Below are 14100 nucleotides of genomic sequence, written 5' to 3' on the forward strand. Positions count from 1 at the left end.
GCCCGCGCCGCATCGCCGTCATCGGCGGCGGCATCGTGGGGGTCGCCCTTGCGCGCGCCCTCGCCGTGCGCGGGCTGGGCGAGGTGGTGATCTATGAGAAGGAGCGGCGACTGGCCGCGCATCAGACCGGGCACAACTCCGGGGTCGTGCATGCGGGGCTGTATTACGCGCCGGGAAGCCTGAAGGCCGAGCTGTGCACGCGGGGGCGCGGGCAGATCAGGGACTTCTGCCGCGAGAAGGGTCTGCCGTATCGCGAGGTCGGCAAGCTCGTGGTCGCGGTCGACGAGTCCGAACTGGGACCCCTCGCCGAGATCGAGCGGCGCTCGCGCGAGAACGGCGTGCCCGACCTCGAGCGCATCGACGACCCGGCGCGAATGCGTGAGATCGAGCCGCACGTCGCCGGCATCGCCGCGGTGCACTCACCGCACACCGCGATCGTCGACTACGCCGCCATCACCGAGGCGCTGGCCCACGACGCCCGCGGCGCGGGTGCGGACATCCGGCTGGGCAGCGAGGTGACCGGCCTGCGCATCACCGGCGAGACGGCGCACGTGGCCACGCCGCACGACGAGCGCGAGTTCGACCTCGTCGTCGCGTGCGCCGGGCTGCAATCGGACCTCGTCGCGAAGCTGGCCGGCGCCGACGCGAGCCCCCGCATCCTGCCGTTCCGCGGCGAGTACTGGCAGCTCTCGGCCGAGGCGAACGACCTCTGCCGCGGAATGATCTACCCGGTTCCCGACCCGCGGTTCCCGTTCCTCGGGGTGCACTTCACCCGCGGCGTCTACGACGACGTGCGGCTGGGGCCGAGCGCCGTGCCCGCGCTGGCCCGCGAGGGCTACTCGTGGGCGCGCATCTCGCTGAAGGACACGCTGGGGTCGATCGCCTGGCCCGGCGCCGGCGCCCTGCTGCGCGAGCACTGGTACATGGGCATCGACGAGATCAGCGCCTCGCTGCTCAAGCGCCGCTACTTCGAGAAGGCGCGGCGCTTCGTTCCCGAGCTCGCCATGACGCACCTGGCCGGCAAGTCGGCTGCCGGCGTGCGCGCGCAGGCATGGGGGCGCGACGGCAGCCTCATCGACGACTTCGCCGTCGACCGGCTAGGGCCCGTGACCCTCATCCGCAATGCGCCCTCGCCCGCGGCGACGAGCTCGATGGCGATCGCCGACCACGTGATCGAGCGATTCCTGGGCGAGCGGACGCCGGCCGCGTGAGAGCCCCGGGCCGGCTCGGCGCGGCCGAACGGAGGCCCCGGCGGCCGCTCACTCGCGCTCGGCGCTGAACAGCCGCCCGAGCTCGAGCCCGTCGTCGATGTCGGTGAGCACGACGTCGCCGGCCCGCAGGCGCGTGCTGGTGCGGATCTGCAGCATGTGCCCCTCGCGGCTGGCGAGGGCGATCCAGGCCGAATCGCCCGGGATCAGCTCGCCGACCTCGGCCCCGTCGGCGCGCGACCCGGCCTCGACCGTGTGCCGCTCGAGGTTCTCGGGCGGCGCGGCGAAGCGCACGTCGAGCGACCAGGGCCGCGTCTCGACCTCGCGCATCGGAACCCGGAACAGCCGGCCGAGCGGCGGCACGAGGCCGCCCTGCAGCACGACCGAGACGAGCACCACGACGAACACCACGGCGTAGAGCTCATGCGCGCCGGGGGTGCCGGAGCTCACCACGAGCAGACCGAGCAGAATCGGCACCGCGCCCTTGAGGCCCGCCCAGAGCACGAACGCCCGCTCGCCCCAGTCGATGCGGATCGGCAGCGTGACGAGCCCGACCAGCACGGGGCGGATCACGAAGATCAGCAGCAGCGCGATGCCGAGCCCGGTCAGCCACACCGACGGCCGCAGCACATAGTCGAGCTGCACGGTGAGGCCGAGCACCGCGAACGCGACGATCTCGGCCAGGCTGGCGGCGCCCGACGAGAACCGGGTGATCTCGGTCTTGTACGGCGCGCGCACGTCGCCGATCAGGATGCCGGCGACGAAGATCGCGAGGTACCCCGAGCCGTGGGCGACAGTGCCCGCACCGTAGAGGAAGACGCCGCCCGCGATCGCGATCACCGAGGCGAGCGCCTCGTTCGGCAGCACCAGCCGCCGCAGCAGCAGCCGCAGGCCGACGCCACCCGCGACGCCGACCGCCGCGCCGATGCCGAGCTGCAGCAGGAACTCGAGCGCACCGCTGCCGACGGCGGCCCAGCCGGTGCCCGAGGCGGCGAGCAGGCTGGCCATGATCGCGATGCCGACGGGGTCGTTCGCGCCGGACTCGCCCTCGAGGATCGTCCCGCTGCGGCCGCCGATCTCTTTGCGCCCGAGCACCGAGAACACGACGGCGGGGTCCGTCGGCGACAGCGCGGCGCCGAGCAGCAGCGACGCCGTCGGGGCCAGGCCGAAGACGAAGTGGGCGGATGCCGCGATCGCGGCGGCCGTGAGCGCGGTGCCCAGAATCCCGAGCCACATGATCGGCCCGGCCGCCGCGCGAAATCGCCGCCAGCCGATGTGCATGCCCCCGTCGAACAGGATGACCGCGAGCGCGACGCTCACGATGCGCTCATCGAGCAGGCGGCCGTGGGCCGACACGGGCGGCAGTGCGAGCGCGGCGAGGGCCGCCGCGACGAGGAAGAAGGCCGGCGCAGGAATCCGGACGCGCTGACTCACGAGTTGCGAGAGCACGGCCAGCGCGATCGCCCCGGCGACCACGGTCACGATCAGCGCGAAGGAGTCAGTAGCTGCCACGCGGGTCCTTCCGTCTGCTCTGCATCACTCTGCCGACCAGACTTCCCGGCGCACCAGCCCCCAGCCTATCGGCGGCGCTGCCAGGCGATGCGGCATCCGCTCGGGCACGATGGGCGCATGCCACAGGACGCCCGCCGCCCCCGCACGGGCCTGCTCGTGCCGGGCATCCTGCTCATCGCAGCGAGCGTCGGGCTCGGCATCGCCCTCGAGGCCGACACCCACCTGCTCGAGCTCGACGCCCGCTGGGCGCGCGGGATCGTCGCGACCCGCGGGCCGGTGGGCGACGCGATCGCCCTCGCCTTCGACCGCGTCGGCGGGGGAGTCATCGGCATCGTCGTCGTTCCCCTGCTGATCGCCGCGGTGCTGCTGGCCCGGCGCCACTACCGCACGCTCATCGTGTATCTGGCGGCGTCGCTCGCGAGCGGTCTCGCCGTGCAGATCATGAAGCACCTCTTCGCGCGCGAGCGGCCGGAGCACATGATCGTGATCTCCGACTTCGGGTCGTTCCCCTCGGGCCACACCGCGAACGCCGCGACGGCCGCCGCCCTGCTCGTCCTGTTCCTGCCCCGCGCGTGGGCGGGCGTCGCCGCCGTCGCCTACGTGCTGCTGATGGCGGCGTGCCGCACGTATGTCGGCGCGCACTGGCTCACCGACACGATCGGCGGCGTGCTCGTCGGGGCGGGCGTGGCGCTCCTCGTCGTCGCGCTCGCAGACCGCCTCGCGCCGGGGCCGCGCGAGAATCCGGGTGGCGAACGGATCGCACCGCCCAGGAACACCCCATAAGATGGCTTCTGCTCGGGGGAACCCGAGCAGCGCCGATGTAGTTCAATGGCAGAACTTCTGCTTCCCAAGCTGGGTTGAACAGGCGCGACTGCTTTAAACGTCGCGGAATTTCGCGCTTCTCGTAACACGAGGAGTTCCCACACAACACAGCCATGTGGGAACCTATGTGGGAACTTCTATCTCTGCTTTCGCAGAGGCTCTGACTGAGATGCCAAAGGCACGAGAGCACGGCCAAGGCGCGCTGTACTGGTCGGACAGCCGCCGGCTCTGGCGTGCGGTCATCGACAACGGCTTCGACCCGACTACTGGGAAGCGATCGCAGAAGGAGCGCACGTCCAAGACGAAGGACGGTGCCGTCAAGAAGCTCAATCAGATGATCCGCGAGCGCGACTCGCTCGGCCGGGTGCTCGATCGCTCGACGCGGTTCGAGGATCTGGCCGCGAGGTGGCTCTCCGAAGTCGCCAAGACGAGCAAGCCGAAGACCATCGACGGCTACCGATCAACCCTGCGCGCGAGCGTCAACCCCGTACTCGGCAACAAGATCGTCGCCAACCTCACGCCCGGCGACATCAGACGGCTGCATCAGTCGGTGCGGGCTCGCGGCGGAAGCGACTCAAGCGTCTCGAGCGCACACCGCGTTACGGTGTCGGTGTTGGAGTGGGCTCGGCGCGAGCGACTCATCGCCGAGAACGTCGCATCGATCACACGGCCCAAGAGGACACGGCCCGGGAAGGCCAAGGGCAGCCTCACCCGCGATGAGGCGCGTCAGCTGCTCACATTGGGTGACGCTCGCTGGACGATGAGCTTGCTCACCGGCATGCGATCGGGTGAGGCATGCGGCCTGCGCATCGCCGACCTCGACTTCGAGAACGAATGCGCGTGGGTCAGCTGGGAGCGCACCGAGGCCAGGTACCGCCACGGCTGCGGGAAGCCGACCGGGAAGAAGGATGAGCGCGGCCGCGCTATATACCCATGCGGACGCAAGATCGCAGGCGCATGCCCACTCGGAGTGCTCGACCTCGCGCCAGAGCTCGAGTTCGAGACCCTGCAGCACAGACACGTTCTCGTGAGGCCAAAGAACTACATTGCGCGCCAGGTTCCCCTGCTTCCCGAGATGATCATGCAACTGCAGTTGCACCTGGCCGCAGACGGCCCGAACCCGCATGGCTTGGTGTGGCATCGCCCAGATGGTTCACCGATGACCAACCAGGATGACAACGCCGCGCTTCGCGCTGCGCTAACTCGGGCCGGCATCGACCGCCCGACCGCATCGACCCACTGGCTCCGGCACAGCTACACGACCCTAGCCGAGCACGCGGGCATCCCACACGCCGCTTATGCAGGAGTTAGCGGCCACAGCTCTGAGCAGGCGTCCGACCCGTACAGACACGCGCTCACTGAAGAGGGGCGGCGCGCGGTGATCACCCTTGCGGAATGGATGAAGCACTAGAAGCGCCGGTTCGAATTGAGCCGGTCGGCGTCGTGCTGACGCCCGAGAAGTTGCGCAATTCAACAACGGCGCGGGATCTGCGCTTGAGGCCAGTCATCCTCATTACCATTGCGACATCGGAATGGAGGCGTGCGTGACGAGTTCCTGGCTTGCAACGACGTTGGACCAAGAGCAGATTGAGAGAAAGACTCTCATCTCATCCCGCACGATGGATGTCACAACGATGCCTCGAAGGAGCGGTCGCGACGTAGCCGAGGAACTCGGCGGCCGTCTCCTCGTTAGGTACCTGGCGGCCTCACAGCTGACCAGCTTCCTTGGTGGGAGCACTAATCGCGGACATTGGGTGACACCAACTGCTATTTCTTCCCACGACGTTGTCGACTGGCTCGCCCTGTTTGCGCCAACTCAGCCGCGCGAACACGCCCTCCTACTGGATCCGTCAAAGGTCCCGTGGATCTGCGGGCCGTCCTGGATCAGACTCGGGTCGGGAATCGAGTACTACTTACCCGATGGGTTCCCAAAATCTGCAATTCTCGATGTCGGGCACGTAAGAGTTAGGTAGGCGGAATGGCCGAGTCGGTTGCCGCTTTGGGCCAATACCTCGAGACGCTCGCGGACACGGAACTAGTCATTGAGCGGACTGCGTCGTCCAGTGGCTCGCTTAGTCGCGGGGAGCGCCACGGCAGTTGGTTTATCGGCGTGACGTGGTCTACAGGAGGCGGCATCCAACGGTCGGCTGAAATCGCGCTCACAAACGCCACCGCACTCGAAGACGATCGAGCCGACGCCGCCTTTGTTTCGGCCCGAGCGTCGGCGTCGACTGATGCCTATTGGGTCTCAGACATGGTTTACGAGCAGCGCCGCTCGGTTCGGCGCATTGATTTTATAGATCTCGAAAACTGGCTCCGCGCCGCCATCGAACTCGCGGACTCATATACACCGGCCGCACTCACAAATGCGTATGACCTAGGACGGGTCCGCGGCGTGTCGCCCTTCACATCGGACAACCTGTGAGCGGACAACTTCTTCCAGGAACCATATTGCCCGTAAGGCGACACCTTTGCCGGCCCGAAGCGAACCCGCGGCCGCATAACTAAAGCATGTCAACGGAGGGCCCCGCGCCGGTGGCCGGCGACTCCAGGGTCTCAGATGTGCCAACCATGGCATCATCGCGCACGAGTGCGTCTACAAGGTCATCTACATCCGATTTGGCTGCGCCGAGATGGGTCGACCAGCTGACTTCAGCATCCTCGGTGACGATCCGAATCACCCAACGCCCGGCAACTGGAGCCTCCAGGACAGTTGCAGATTTGATGCCGGCTCGCGCGACTTCGCGCAGCACCGTTCCGTGGCGCACAAGCGCCTTGGTGTCGGCGACAAGGATGCGTTTACTCGTAACCGCGACGAGAGTTGTCGTTCCCGCTTTGTCAATCTCCGCAGCGATCTTCGTGCGGGCGAACTCGCCCTTAGCGACGCTTAGGAATGCATCACCGATCACGCCGACAGGACCGAAACGCTCGGCCGCGACGTCAGTGATACCGCGGCCGACTTCGGCTGAAAACGCAAACGGGAACTTGAGCGCCGTCTTTCCTGATGCTCTCATCACAGAACCGGCATCCTCGGTGTACGGGAAAGCGAGGGCTCGTAGCACCTCCCCATCATCAAGTAGCCATCGCAACACGGACAGGTACTCGACCGGCTCCACCCACGACGGGGCGACAATCGCTTTCGGCAAGTCAGGCATCGGCGGTGGCGGCGCGAAAGCTGAAGCGAGCGGTTCGATAGTGTGGAGTAGCTGGGAACCCATGAGGCGCATGGCCTTCGAGTCGCGCCGACCCCGGGTCAGCGGGATCGTCACGCTGCCGGGAAGCTCGGCAAGCAACCACAGTTCGCGCCTGAGCGCGGCTGTTAGGACTCTGGCGTCGGCAAGCACTCGCTCAAACTCTGCGCGCGCGGCCGCCTCGACGATCTCGGCCAACCGCCCCTCGCGTGGGTCCTCGGCACTTGCTTCCCTGGCGTGCGCAACTCGCAATGCGTGATACCCAGTCCATGCCTTTAGCGACGTCAGCAGAGCGTGAGTGTCAAAGACGATCGCCTCGGCATTCGTGTCGAGGTACTCACGCCGCTGGTGCACGTGGAGCCCATGGATCTGCTTGATGTGGGCTTTGACGTTCTCGCGGTAGTGATCAAGTTGCTTGTCCAGAGCCGCCGAGGTGCCGTCGAGAGGGCGTATGAGGCCCTCCGGCACCGACTCGGCCTGCCTCGCCTCACCGATCGCCCGATCCACAGTCGTTGCAAGACCCTTCAGTTCCGCCCATTCGCTTCGACGAAAATCCATCAAGACTTGACGAGTCACCGCAATGTTGGTCTTCACTAAGCCGGAGATCTCACTGAGCTTCACTTGGATCGCGATCATGGCGACCGCCGGACCGATCGCGGCCGCCGCTTGCGCGGCGCTGATCGCCGTCACCGGGATGAAGCGAGCCTGGGCAACAAGGTCGCCGTTAGCAAATATCGCGCCAAGGTTCGCGCCGTCCTTAACGGCAAGGGCTCCTCCCGACTGCAGCAATGCCCGCGTTGCGTCTGACACTCGATACAGTCCCTGAACGCTGGCCAGTGCGTTCCCGAAATTGCCGCCTACCGTCGCCGCGTTCCCGCCAATCGAAGCGACCATTGCAGTGATCTGAGCGAAGTCGTCCTCTGAGACAAGCCCCGTGTCGATCGGCTCTAGGCGGAGACCCGCCGGAAGGGCTCCATACACGACCGCCACACCCGGTAGGACTTCTGCGATGACGCCAGCAGGTGATTCCGCGACCTCGTCGCCCGCATCAGAACCGAGACTGTCTTCCGAGACCGCCTCCGCATCGCGCTCGTCATCCGGACCCGCGCCCTCACTCTCGCTCGAGTTTGAGGAACTATCCACGCCGCTCTTCCCTTGGGCTCCATATGGCAGCCGAGCGAAACTCGGCATTCGTTGCGCCAGACTATCTCCGCCTACCGACGCTGGCCCATTGCCCCCTTTTTTGGTGCAATCGGCCGGATCTGCCCGTGGGTACCTTGACAATGTGGTGCTTGATGCAACGGGCGATGGTGGATCCCAGGACTGGCACTGGCTGGCACTGGTCTGCCCGACGTGCCATCACCAGATAGAGGTCCAGAATCGCGTGGTACGACCCCATTCAGACAGCCGCGGGATCGTGTGCAAAGCATCCGGCAGGGAGGTACGCCTGCCTTCGCGCAATTACAACATCCGTCGGTGGACCTGCGACACATGCCGGAATGAGACTGGCATCAGCATGCAGAGCGGGCTCATCCTCTATCACTCCGCCGTTCCCGGCCGCGGGTGTCCAAGGAGCAAGCAGCCGCACGATCTGCCCGTAGAACGCGTAACGGTGTGGTTCGCGAGGGCAGGGCGAGTGAAAGACGGCGAGACCGAAAAGCGGCCGGCCAAGAAGACTAAGACCCGGCACAAGTACCACGACGGGCACGACGGTCCAACCGTCAGCGTCCGCGCATATCTTGGTGGGGGTGGACCCGGCAGCGGCCGCCGGGCCTAACATGCGCAGACCTCCTCGACCCGCGCGTCAAAAGCGATGCAAGTGCTCAGGCCGCGTCGGCAGCTGCTCTACGAATCGCTCGAGATCTGAGACCAAGTAAAGCGGCTTAGTGCCAGAGAAGTGTGGAGTCACGTCTCCGAGGCGCACATGCTGCCGCAGCCGCGTCGGGCTCATGCCAACCGCCGCGGCTGCTGAATTGTGCTCCATGGCGACCACTGCCGTGGGGCGCTCGTCCGGCGCTGGCATCCGCTCGCTCATCGCAGTCCATCCACTGTGCCGAGACGCGTGCCTGGCGCGAACGTCGGGGCGCTCGTGGTTGGCAGGTCTGCTCCCGGCACTCGAGCGAGTGGCACGAACTTCGCTCCGGCGGCGCACGCCGTTCGCGCCGCCAGTCGACCGATCAGCGTGTGGGGATCCGCGGCAATCGCCCAGCCGTCCATCGCGTACCTTGAGACGACGTCTACGCAGGCCTTCTTCTCTTCCGCCGTGGGGCTTGACGAGCCCACAACGCACACGAACCCACCGCGATACTTCGAGCCTCGGTCGCGCGTGTCGAGGATGAAGAGGTTCATCGTCCTGCCCTTCTCAGACGCATCGACCACATCGGCCGACACGCCAGCCAGTGCACAGGGCCAAACGCGCCAGATGAAGACCACACTGGGACCAGAAGATGTCAGACCTCGACGGCATGATCTGGTGTGACGGGAGATCTCATGGCCGTGATTCAGAGATCGACAGGAGCCGGAACGGGCAGACTCCTTGCCGAGCAAATGGAGACCCGGCACATCAGCATCCGCGAGCTCGCCGCGCGCGCAGGATGCGACGAACGAACCGTGCAGCGCGCGATTCGAGGCGAGACGACACCGAAGACGCGCGTCGCCCAGGACATCGCGAGCGTGCTCGGCGTCGGAGCCGAGGAATTGTGGCCCCGCTTTGGCATCCGTCCCGCGATCGATGCTGCGACCATCGGAGTGCGCCTGTTCCCCTCACGGGCGCAGGTCCCCGTCACTCTGTGGCGCGAGCTGTTCGAGGCGGCGACCGAGCACATCGACATCTGCGTCTACGGCGGCACATTCCTCTTTGACGCGCTGCATGGATTCACGCGCATCATCCGTGCGGCCACCGAGCGCGGCACGAAGGTCCGATTCGCCGTCGGCGACCCCGACTCCGCGGGCGTTCGCCAACGCGGCAGCGAAGAGCGCATCGGCGACGCCCTGGCCGGCCGCTGCAAGATGACGCTCGTGCACCTCGAGCCTCTGCATGAGGTCGAGGGCGTCGAGATCCGCACCCACGGCACGCCGCTCTACACGTCGATGTTCTTCATCGACGACATGCTCTACGCCAACCACCACATCCTCGGGTCGCCCGCCGGCGACAACCCGGTAATCGAGCTGCACCGCGAGGCAAGTCCCGAGCTGTGGGACAACTACGCCGCCGCCTTCGACACCGTGTGGAGCAGCGCGCGACCGGCCCAATACCCCGTGAGGAGCTAACCCGTGCCGCGCATCGACTACTACAACGACCCGGATGCCCCGAAGGCCAACAGCGTCGTGCCCTCCACGACCGCCGTCGTGCTCGACGAGCGCGGCCGCATCGCGCTCGTGCACCGCAAGGACAACGGGCTCTGGGCGCTACCCGGCGGCGGCATGGAACTCGGCGAATCCATCGAGGACTGCGCCGTCCGCGAGGTCAAGGAAGAGACCGGCCTCGACGTCGAGATCACCGGGCTCGTCGGCATCTACACGAACCCGCACCACGTCATGGCGTACAGCGACGGCGAAGTCAGGCAGCAGTTCTCGATCTGCTACACCACGCGGCTCATCGGCGGTGACCTCGCGTACGACTCAGAGTCGACCGACATCGCGTGGGTCGAGCCCGTCAAGATCCCCGAATTGTCGATGCATCCGTCAATGAAGCTGCGCATCGACCACTACCTCGAGAATCGCGAGCGGCCCTACCTGGGCTGAGCAGGCACGGCTGGCGCCAGCTCGAGCCGTTCAATGACACGTGAGACGGATGCCAACAGCTCAGGTGCCGAGCGAGAGACGGCCGCGTGCACCGGGTCATCGTGCTCATAGCGCGACAGGATCTCGGCCACCCGATCCTCGGCGCGGATTTGGGCACCGTCGGGCGAGGTCGTGAGATCGGCGAACGTCACCACGTCGAGGACATCTCGTGGCGGAGAAGCGTACTCGTCGAGGGCCTCACCGAGTCCACGTTCGTTGGCCTCAGCGTCGGCGCCAGTGTGGTGCGCGATCAGCGACACCACCAGTTCGGGCATCCCGCTCTCCCTCGCAAATGCGGCGCCGTCGACAGGGTGAAAGCCAGTAGCCGCGACCGTTGGCGCGTATCCGACGTCGTGCAGCCAGGCTGCGGCAACGATTGCTTCGGAGTCGGCCGGCGCGATGCGACTCGCGACTCGCGCTGCCGTCTCAGCCACGCCCTGAACGTGTGCCCAGCGCCGAGGCATGACCAATAGCCGCTCGGCGGCAAGTTCGCGCGCACGTCCAGCCAGGTCAGCGTCCATCGGTCCTCAGCGTAGGCGAGCCGCCGCCAGAGCCGCACCGGCACGCGTCGAGGTGCAGCTGACCTGCACGCCGATTGTTCGCAGCATCCCTGCGCTTTAAGTCCCGCGCGACACTCATCAGTGCGGCGCTCGGCGCCTGCTCCGGTTGGCTCCCATCTCGGCACGGCGCTTCGCGAGTTCCTCCTCAGCGTCGTAACGGCGGCACGCAGACGCGAACACCGTCACCGTCACCACATCGCCGCCCGGCAGCACGGTGTTCACTGTCACGAACCGCGAAGACCACGCCACCGCGGTTGCCTCGAGCTCTACCCATGTCGGGCCGCTCCGCGTGAGGAACCCAAACAGCACCCAAGCCTTCACCGGCGACACTTTCCGCAGCGGACCGGTGATCTGTTCCGGAAGCGACACAGGAAGTGGACGGATCAAGCCGCGGATGATGGCCTTGTCTATCCGCGACGGGTAGCGGGTCTGACCGCCCAAGCTCAGGCGTACGCGACCGAGTCGAGCACCCAGCCACCTGCCGCGTAGTCGCGGGTCAGCTCGAAAACTGCCGCGTCGCTCTGGTCCTCTGTCTGGGCTGCGACGTGCCACGATGCCACCCGCGTGTCGTCGCCGAGATAGTCGAATCCGTCAGGCTCCGCAGCGGTCACGACCCAGTGCTCGCCCCAGTAGAAGCGCGACGGCCGGCCCGCCTTGAGCAGGAGGTTCACGGGCTCACCCACATGGGAAATCATCGACATCCGAAACGCCTCCTCTGAACACATCTGCGAATCAACCAGATTCGCGACCTCGCTAAATTAGAACGCTCCCGAAAGAACTGCAACCTGGGAAGGCATGCGTCTTATGTGACTGCCGGGCCGTTCGGATGCTTCCGAAGTGCCCTGACCGGTCGGGATGCCGGCTGACTCGTCAGCGGCCCGGTGGCCGCCCTCCGCTCTTGCTCTTCCAAGCGGCGCATGTGTTCGGCTCTAAGCCGCTGCGCCAGCTCGTCACCGCCCGCAGCCGGCCCCCTTCCCTCGCCCGACTCGACGTCGCCCGCGAGGACCGCCTTGGCTCGGCGATGCACCTCCGCGTGGAGATCCGGGTAGGGCGCCTTGCCAAAGTAGGTGCGAGCAGCGTTGTCCATCTCGACTTCCTCACGCAGCGTCGCGCCCTCCTCGCCGGTCATGAACGCGGCGAAGCGAGCCTCCTCCCGCCGAGCTCGTTCCTCGGCGGCCGCGACGAGATCCGCCGCTTCGCGCAAAGCCGCTTCCCGCGACGGCTCACTTCGCGGTACGGCTGCCGCGCGATGCACCTCGAGACCCTCACGGCCCAGCTCTCGCCGCTGCGCTGCCTTTCGCCGCTTCTCGAAGAACTCGAATGCGGCGACTTCGTTCGCTGCGATCTCGGCGCTGGTGCTGCGATGCGCGGGCCGCGGCGGCAGCCCGAGCTCACGCCGGCGCTTCTCCCGCGCGCGGTACTCGCGCTGATACGCGTTGTAGCCCTCGCGGTCGGCCGCCCGACGCCGCCGCTCAGACTCCCGCTTCTGAGCAGCGATCCTCTCCTTGTTCGCCGCTCGAGCGCGGTAGTCGCGCTGATAGCTCAGGAACTTCTCGCGCTCCGCTGCGTACTGCTCACGCTCGCGGGACCTGCGCGCCTCCCGGTTTCGCTCACGGCTGGTTGCTTTGAACTGCTGAACCCGCTCGGGATGCGCCTCAGCCCAGGCGCGCATCTTCGCCTTCGCCGGCTCCGGGTTGGCGCGGTACTGCTCACGCTTCTTCGCATTCGCACGCTCCCGCGCAGCCAACCTCGCCTGCCGCTTCCGTTCAGCCTCGCGCTTCTGGGCGAGGATCTCCGCGCGATGCTCGGCCCGGTACCGCGCTTCGCGTTCGATCACTTCCGGTCGCTGCTTGTATTCGCGCCGCTGCTCGGCTCGCTTCTCGCGATGCTCGGCGTCATAGCGAACGCGCCACGCCCTCCCAGCGGCACTCTGGCGCCAGCGCGCCGCCGCGGCGCGATGCCGCACGCGGGCCTCTTCGCGTTCTGTCTCGCTCTCCTGGCTTCGGTCCTCGGGCCCGCCGTTCGGATCGATCGCGTTCACGTCGCCGATCCCCTCGACATGTCACGCACAGCTTGAGCGAAGGGTGAGCTCCCCACACCGAACTCAGTTGCGGCGCGCGGGCATCCCTCGTCTGTCATCCTGTCGACGTGAGCGAGATCGATGAGATTGAACCGGATGCCTCGCAGGTGCTGCTTCGCCACGCGAGAGTTGCCGCGCGAACGTTCGCTGCAGCCGGAATCTCGAGCGCCGCCGCTATGGAGACTTTGGCCATGAAGGTTGGTCTCGCTCAGTTCGATGCGGTGCTCGACCTCATCATGGACGCCGCTTGCGATCAGTTGCGCGACGCGATCCTTCGTACGCACTCTTCCTGCCCGCGATCCGTCGCCGAAGAAGCTGCGCTCGAATTCCTCGGCTCGTGGGGCAGGACTGCGGCTGCGGAAGGGGTCCTGCTCGCGCGCGGCGACGACGCCGGACTCGCGCGAGTCTCCGAAGACCGAGAGCGCCTTCTCGCACAGCTCCTCAAGCAAGTGAAGGACCCCACCTAGGGTGCGAATTGCCGGCTGCGCGGTCATGAGAGTGACGCTGCCGTCCGGTCCGTGCCAGGCACTCGCACCTGCCAACTCGTGACTGGAGCAGCCGCCGAGTCAATTGCAGGCCGCGGCTGACGCACGCTCTTGGCTGGCACGAAGCGCAGCGATGGAGCGACCGCATCGGCCGCGATCTCGGTGGCTGCGCGGTGCTCTCCACTGGCGTCATCCGTCCAGTGGCGGAAATCGAGGGTGCCGGTGACGATGACTGTGTCGCCCTTCGCGAGGCTGTCGCGAACGTTCTCGGCGGTGCGCCCAAAGGTGGTCGTGCGGTGGAACTCCGTGTCGCCATTGACCCAGACGCCGTCCTGCAGCTGGCGGCCGGTGACGGCCACAGTGAACTTGGCGAACTTCGTGCCGTTTGCGGATTCGCCGAACACCGGGTTAGCGACGAGATTGCCTTCCACGGTGATCCGTACTCGAGCGTCCATGATT

15 protein-coding genes are annotated in these 14100 nt (G+C 66.8%); 7 read left to right on the forward strand and 8 right to left on the reverse strand.

Annotated features, from left to right (window positions below; genetic code table 11):
* The coding region (gene lhgO, locus ACM2XV_RS00005) for an L-2-hydroxyglutarate oxidase (protein ID WP_487025524.1) at positions 1-1211 on the forward strand (1211 nt) is incomplete at its 5' end.
* Between the two features lie 48 nt (positions 1212-1259).
* Here lhgO and ACM2XV_RS00010 read toward each other — a convergent pair.
* Positions 1260-2720 (reverse strand): cation:proton antiporter domain-containing protein, encoded by a 1461-nt coding sequence (locus ACM2XV_RS00010; protein ID WP_487025525.1) that lies wholly within the window; start codon positions 2718-2720, stop codon positions 1260-1262.
* 117 nt (positions 2721-2837) lie between these two features.
* Here ACM2XV_RS00010 and ACM2XV_RS00015 point away from each other — a divergent pair, with 117 nt between their 5' ends.
* The 3 genes from ACM2XV_RS00015 (at position 2838) to ACM2XV_RS00025 (ending at position 5967) form a co-directional block, all read left to right on the forward strand.
* Complete coding sequence (locus tag ACM2XV_RS00015; RefSeq protein WP_487025526.1) at positions 2838-3503, forward strand: phosphatase PAP2 family protein; 666 nt, start codon at positions 2838-2840, stop codon at positions 3501-3503.
* A gap of 208 nt (positions 3504-3711) precedes the next feature.
* The gene (locus ACM2XV_RS00020) at positions 3712-4953 is read left to right on the forward strand and encodes a tyrosine-type recombinase/integrase (protein ID WP_487025527.1); all 1242 of its coding nucleotides are present in this window, start codon (positions 3712-3714) and stop codon (positions 4951-4953) included.
* Positions 4954-5520: 567 nt separating this feature from the next.
* Entirely contained in the window at positions 5521-5967 is a 447-nt protein-coding gene (locus ACM2XV_RS00025; RefSeq protein ID WP_487025528.1) for a hypothetical protein, read from the forward strand.
* A 79-nt stretch (positions 5968-6046) separates the two neighbouring features.
* On the opposite strand, the gene ACM2XV_RS00030 is transcribed toward ACM2XV_RS00025, so the two are convergent.
* Positions 6047-7876, reverse strand: coding sequence for a hypothetical protein (locus ACM2XV_RS00030; protein ID WP_487025529.1), 1830 nt, complete (start codon positions 7874-7876; stop codon positions 6047-6049).
* Between the two features lie 888 nt (positions 7877-8764).
* A complete protein-coding gene (locus ACM2XV_RS00035) occupies positions 8765-9124 on the reverse strand; it encodes a hypothetical protein (protein WP_487025530.1) in 360 nt (119 codons plus the stop codon).
* Positions 9125-9223: 99 nt separating this feature from the next.
* On the opposite strand from ACM2XV_RS00035, the gene ACM2XV_RS00040 reads away from it, so the two are divergent.
* Together ACM2XV_RS00040 and ACM2XV_RS00045 are read left to right on the forward strand one after the other, a co-directional pair.
* Positions 9224-10003, forward strand: a complete 780-nt coding sequence (locus ACM2XV_RS00040; RefSeq protein WP_487025531.1) for a helix-turn-helix domain-containing protein — start codon at positions 9224-9226, stop codon at positions 10001-10003.
* A 3-nt stretch (positions 10004-10006) separates the two neighbouring features.
* The gene (locus tag ACM2XV_RS00045; RefSeq protein WP_487025532.1) at positions 10007-10477 is read left to right on the forward strand and encodes an NUDIX hydrolase; all 471 of its coding nucleotides are present in this window, start codon (positions 10007-10009) and stop codon (positions 10475-10477) included.
* Here the strand turns inward: ACM2XV_RS00045 and ACM2XV_RS00050 are convergent.
* From ACM2XV_RS00050 to ACM2XV_RS00065, 4 genes are all read right to left on the reverse strand, one after another.
* The gene (locus ACM2XV_RS00050; protein ID WP_487025533.1) at positions 10465-11037 is read right to left on the reverse strand and encodes an HD domain-containing protein; all 573 of its coding nucleotides are present in this window, start codon (positions 11035-11037) and stop codon (positions 10465-10467) included. The genes ACM2XV_RS00045 and ACM2XV_RS00050 overlap by 13 nt on opposite strands.
* Before the next feature lie 117 nt (positions 11038-11154).
* Complete coding sequence (locus tag ACM2XV_RS00055; RefSeq protein ID WP_487025534.1) at positions 11155-11517, reverse strand: hypothetical protein; 363 nt, start codon at positions 11515-11517, stop codon at positions 11155-11157.
* A gap of 2 nt (positions 11518-11519) precedes the next feature.
* Positions 11520-11777, reverse strand: coding sequence for a hypothetical protein (locus ACM2XV_RS00060; RefSeq protein ID WP_487025535.1), 258 nt, complete (start codon positions 11775-11777; stop codon positions 11520-11522).
* A 101-nt stretch (positions 11778-11878) separates the two neighbouring features.
* Complete coding sequence (locus tag ACM2XV_RS00065; RefSeq protein WP_487025536.1) at positions 11879-13117, reverse strand: hypothetical protein; 1239 nt, start codon at positions 13115-13117, stop codon at positions 11879-11881.
* A 107-nt stretch (positions 13118-13224) separates the two neighbouring features.
* Between ACM2XV_RS00065 and ACM2XV_RS00070 the strand changes: the two genes are divergently transcribed.
* Positions 13225-13623, forward strand: coding sequence for a hypothetical protein (locus tag ACM2XV_RS00070; RefSeq protein ID WP_487025537.1), 399 nt, complete (start codon positions 13225-13227; stop codon positions 13621-13623).
* Positions 13624-13646: 23 nt separating this feature from the next.
* Here ACM2XV_RS00070 and ACM2XV_RS00075 read toward each other — a convergent pair whose 3' ends face one another.
* Positions 13647-14096: a single-stranded DNA-binding protein gene (locus ACM2XV_RS00075; protein ID WP_487025538.1), complete on the reverse strand. Its 450-nt coding sequence runs from the start codon at positions 14094-14096 to the stop codon at positions 13647-13649.
* Between the last annotated feature and the right edge of the window lie 4 nt (positions 14097-14100).

Source organism: Gryllotalpicola sp. CP2-P1, from assembly GCF_057512245.1.

Bases quoted from the DNA above. Each gene is read 5' to 3' on its own strand.
- ACM2XV_RS00015 (WP_487025526.1), top strand. From the start codon at position 2,838: ATGCCACAGGACGCCCGCCGCCCCCGCACGGGCCTGCTCGTGCCGGGC.
- ACM2XV_RS00020 (WP_487025527.1), top strand. From the start codon at position 3,712: ATGCCAAAGGCACGAGAGCACGGCCAAGGCGCGCTGTACTGGTCGGAC.
- ACM2XV_RS00025 (WP_487025528.1), top strand. From the start codon at position 5,521: ATGGCCGAGTCGGTTGCCGCTTTGGGCCAATACCTCGAGACGCTCGCG.
- ACM2XV_RS00040 (WP_487025531.1), top strand. From the start codon at position 9,224: ATGGCCGTGATTCAGAGATCGACAGGAGCCGGAACGGGCAGACTCCTT.
- ACM2XV_RS00050 (WP_487025533.1), bottom strand. From the start codon at position 11,037: ATGGACGCTGACCTGGCTGGACGTGCGCGCGAACTTGCCGCCGAGCGG.
- ACM2XV_RS00060 (WP_487025535.1), bottom strand. From the start codon at position 11,777: ATGTCGATGATTTCCCATGTGGGTGAGCCCGTGAACCTCCTGCTCAAG.
- ACM2XV_RS00075 (WP_487025538.1), bottom strand. From the start codon at position 14,096: ATGGACGCTCGAGTACGGATCACCGTGGAAGGCAATCTCGTCGCTAAC.